Consider the following 4,088-nt stretch of genomic DNA (forward strand, 5'->3'; position numbering starts at 1 on the left):
GATAATACCATCTGCCCTTTATTTTTATAAACTGGCTTTTTTCATGGTGCACATGGCTTCTTTCGCTGTTAATATAATGTGCTTTAAACTCCACCGTGCCTTTTTTGTCTCTCACTTTTCCGGCCTTTGTTTTTACTATTTCAAGACCTTTCCATTTAGATGATTTTGACCAGGCAAGTATGGATTCCCTCTCCACATCTGAAACAGTTTCCGGATCATGGGTTTCTATTATGTAATCTACGGCACCTAGTGTATAAGCAGTATATCTAGACCTCATGAGAATCTCAGCCGTAGGAGGGGCAAGAATTCCTTCTATATATTTTTTGCAGCATTCTTCATATATTTTTCCGCTTCCACAGGGGCAAAATGTCATAGTTATTCTCCTTTTTCTAAAAATTCTTCTGTAATTATACCATGAAAAATTTCCATCTATGATAAAAACATTTTTGCCATTGACTTTATTTCAACCTTTCTCAGTGTTATAATTAAATATATAATTTTGAAATGAGGTAATGACTATGAAAATTGTAGATAAGTTTTCCAGAGATGAAGAAATAGCTAATGCAGTATCCCACGGCATAGGAATACTGCTTTCTATAGTAGCCTTAGTTTTTCTATTTATAAAGGGGATAAGATCTGACACCAGTCTCAGTGCAGTTGGATTTATAATTTTTGGGACGTCGCTTTTTATAATGTATACAATGTCTACCCTGTATCACTCCCTGAGGCCAGGGAGGGCCAAGAGGGTATTCGAACGACTGGATCATTGTTCTATATATATTCTGATAGCTGGAACCTATACTCCTTTTTGTTTTACCCTTTTAAAGGGAAGAGTAGGTTGGACTCTTTTGGCATTTCAGTGGGGGCTGGCATTGGTGGGTATCATATTCAAGGCCATCTGGATAGACCGGTGGGTTGCTGCGGCCACTGTTGTGTATGCTATCATGGGATGGTCCATAATTTTTGTAGTTCGCACCTTGCTTGCCTCTATAGCCTATGAAGGATTCATACTTCTCCTTACAGGAGGAATCTTATATACTCTGGGAATAATATTTTTTGCCCTCCCCCTTTTTAAATACCATCACGGAGTCTGGCATTTTTTTGTCCTTGGAGGAAGCATAACGCATTTTTTCTGTGTATATCTTTATTTATAAGGAGCCCTATTCTTCCCGAGTAAAGTTTTTTAGTCTTAAAAACAATAAAAAAAAAGAGCCGTAAAAAACGGCTCTACGCTAACGGTGCTCTTTTAGAATCAATTATTTTATTCTTTTCATTTACCAGGATATCTTTCAGTTTACTCTTGGATTCGCTTATAGCATTATAAAGGTCTTTATCCTTTGTTTTTACTATATAGCTGTGACTTTTTACTTTTGCAATAGCTTCAGCTTCAAACTCGTTGTGCAGATGTCCAGAAAGAACTACTTCGACTTCATCTATATGGTCAAAATACTTTTCCAGTTTCTGTACTTTTTCCTCTGCAAAATTTTTGATAGCCTCTGTTACTTCCAGGTGTCTTCCTCTTACGATGATTTTCATAAAATCACTTCCCTTCTGTAGTAAAAAATTTCTTGTACTAAGATTATAGCTCTTAAAATCTAAAAAAGCAATAACAGAGCCTGAAATAGACCCACAAGGGGACATTGCACCTGGTGTTAATTTGCTCTTCCCCTGATGCTCCCTACCAATGGTAGTTTTTTCTTTATAGGTATGGTTATCCTGAATATTGTCCACTCTTTGTGTTTGCTCTCTACCTCTATTTCGCCCTCCATCATGTCCACCAGCTCTTTTACTATTGTAAGACCCAGGCCAAAGCCTTTTTTCTCGATATTTTCGTTTAAGTCCAGCTGATGATATCTTTCGAAGATAGAACTGAGTTTATCCTCGGGAATGCCCATACCGGTATCGGTTATGGTTATAAAGAGCTTGTCGTCGTAACTGTCAAACTTTACCTCCACCTTCCCGGTCTTGGTGAATTTAAAAGAGTTATTTACAAGATTCAGAATAACCTCTGTCAGTCGGATTTCATCTCCCATAAAATATTTTGGTACATTTTCTGTTACATTCATGACAAAGAAAACATTCCTTCCCTTATTCAGACCATTACATATTCTTTCGATGTTATCTAACATATTCCTTAGATTGATCCTTATGTACTTGAGCTCCACTTTTCCAGACTCAAGTTTAGAAAGGTCCAGTATATTATCGATAAAAGTGACCAGGGTATCTCCTGCCACCTGGATGTTTTGCAGAAGCTGCTGTTTTTTAGGATTATCTTCTCTTTTCAACAGAAGTTTTGTGAAACCCATTACTGCCGTCAGAGGGGTTTTCAGCTCGTGACTCATATTTGCCAGAAAAGCAGTTTTTATGTTTAGTGCATTTTCCAGTTCTCTTTTTGTTTCCAGGAGTTTTATCTCTGCTTTTTTTCTTTTACCGATCTCATTTTTTAGAATCATCAGATAAGGTACTAGCAGCAGTAATACCACTCCGAATATAATCATCCACTGTCGGTATGGAGTATCATTGGGATTTTCCTGAGCTTTGAAGCCCCATTTTGAAAATATCTCATCAGTGTCCACAAACTTTAAAATTTTATCCATAATATTTCTCAGGATTATATCCTCTTTGAAAGTGGCAAAAGAGAGAGAAAAATCAATATCCAGTATTCCATAAAGCTTTAAATTGCTCATTCCTTTTTTATTTCTGGAGTTGCTCATGAGAGTGTAATCGTAGATAAAGTAATCTATTTTGCCAGTTTTCAGCATTTTATATAATTCGTCCAGACTTTCGGCTGATTTTATCTCAAAATTCCCCTCTCCTTTCAGTATCGAAGGAAGGGATTTTTCATGTACTACACCTATTTTTTTTTCTGAGAGCTCGTTTATATCTCTGAAAAAATGATCTCCGGCACGTTCTAGTCCAAAAATACCAAGGGTGCAGTAATAATACGGCCTGGTTATAACGAGATCTTCATGCATAAGTTCTTTTGAAGCCACCACAAAAAGATCAATATCCTGTTCTTTACCGTATTCTTCTAGAGATCTGCTTTTATCGATGTAATGAGGGACAAAAGATACGTCTATACCGGCACCGTATTTAAACATATTGATATACTCTAGCACCACGCCATTCAGCTTGTTTGAAGAATCAAAATACATAATAGGAGCCAAGCCCTTTAAAAAACCTCCGATTTTTATATTTTCTTTTTCTCTGAGATATTTTTTTTCCTCAGGGGATATTTCAATAAGTTCCCAGAGAAGTCTGGCAGAACTTTTTTCATAATCCTCTATTTTTTCAAGATGGTTATAGTTCCCTATAAATGCATTGATTATTCTTTTTAAACTTCCGTTTTCAGATTTTACACTGAATTTTTTTTCTAAATATGAATTTTTTTCCTGGCTGACTCTTTCAAATATCTTTTGTTCAGGAAGTCTCATATGCATATCATCCCTTAGGGAAAAAAACAGATCTGCCTTTTTCTCTCTCAGCAGGAAAAAGCCTTCCTCTATACTTCCCACCGGGATGACCTCTATATTGTTTGTAATTTTCTGGAGTCTGCTCACAGGTGACGGGTCTCCTTCCAGCACTGCGATTTTTTTATTTTTCAAAAAGTCACTCTCATCATTTGCTGATTCTTTAAGCCTGTAAAAAGTATACTGGAATACATTTATAGAAGGAGTGTCAGAGTATCCGATATTCTCTTGTGTTCCGTCTATTATGACATCTATATCCTTTATTCTGTTTATCTTATTCAGGCTTCCTTTTACTAGAGTGGACTTCATTCCAGTTTTTTTACTGAAAGTTTTAATGATCTCTTCATTATAGACATCATTGTAGCTTTTTCCATCTAAGCTTCTTTGGACATATGCAAATTTTATTGTTTCTTTCTTTTTCATGTATGCAATATCTTCGGGACTTATGGAGTCCTCAAAGCTGGAGAAAGTTTCAAAAAAAAGAGCCATAAATAAAAACATGATTTTTATAATAAAATTTATTTTTTTCAATTATCTCTCCGCCTTTTTTATTTGACATCATTTGTATCATATTATTACATTTTTTTCTATTTTACAACTATAAGAGGCATAAAAATA

At 35.6% G+C, this 4,088-nt stretch carries 4 protein-coding genes; 1 reads left to right on the forward strand and 3 read right to left on the reverse strand.

Annotation, left to right across the window (positions count from 1 at the left end):
• A partial coding sequence (locus tag ABZA26_RS09245; protein WP_372714234.1) for a YchJ family protein occupies positions 1-373 on the reverse strand: 373 nt, incomplete at its 3' end.
• Between the two features lie 145 nt (positions 374-518).
• Between ABZA26_RS09245 and ABZA26_RS09250 the strand changes: the two genes are divergently transcribed.
• Positions 519-1,154, forward strand: a complete 636-nt coding sequence (locus tag ABZA26_RS09250; protein WP_372714235.1) for a hemolysin III family protein — start codon at positions 519-521, stop codon at positions 1,152-1,154.
• Between the two features lie 73 nt (positions 1,155-1,227).
• On the opposite strand, the gene hpf is transcribed toward ABZA26_RS09250, so the two are convergent.
• Positions 1,228-1,536, reverse strand: coding sequence for a ribosome hibernation-promoting factor, HPF/YfiA family (gene hpf, locus ABZA26_RS09255; protein ID WP_372714237.1), 309 nt, complete (start codon positions 1,534-1,536; stop codon positions 1,228-1,230).
• Positions 1,537-1,652: 116 nt separating this feature from the next.
• The gene (locus tag ABZA26_RS09260; RefSeq protein ID WP_372714238.1) at positions 1,653-4,001 is read right to left on the reverse strand and encodes an ATP-binding protein; all 2,349 of its coding nucleotides are present in this window, start codon (positions 3,999-4,001) and stop codon (positions 1,653-1,655) included.
• Positions 4,002-4,088: the final 87 nt, after the last annotated feature.

The sequence above is a fragment of the Ilyobacter sp. genome (assembly GCF_041583315.1).
GTDB lineage: Bacteria > Fusobacteriota > Fusobacteriia > Fusobacteriales > Fusobacteriaceae > Ilyobacter.

Coding starts and splice junctions, on each gene's coding strand:
- ABZA26_RS09250 (WP_372714235.1), top strand. CDS start 519: ATGAAAATTGTAGATAAGTTTTCCAGAGATGAAGAAATAGCTAATGCA.
- hpf (WP_372714237.1), bottom strand. CDS start 1,536: ATGAAAATCATCGTAAGAGGAAGACACCTGGAAGTAACAGAGGCTATC.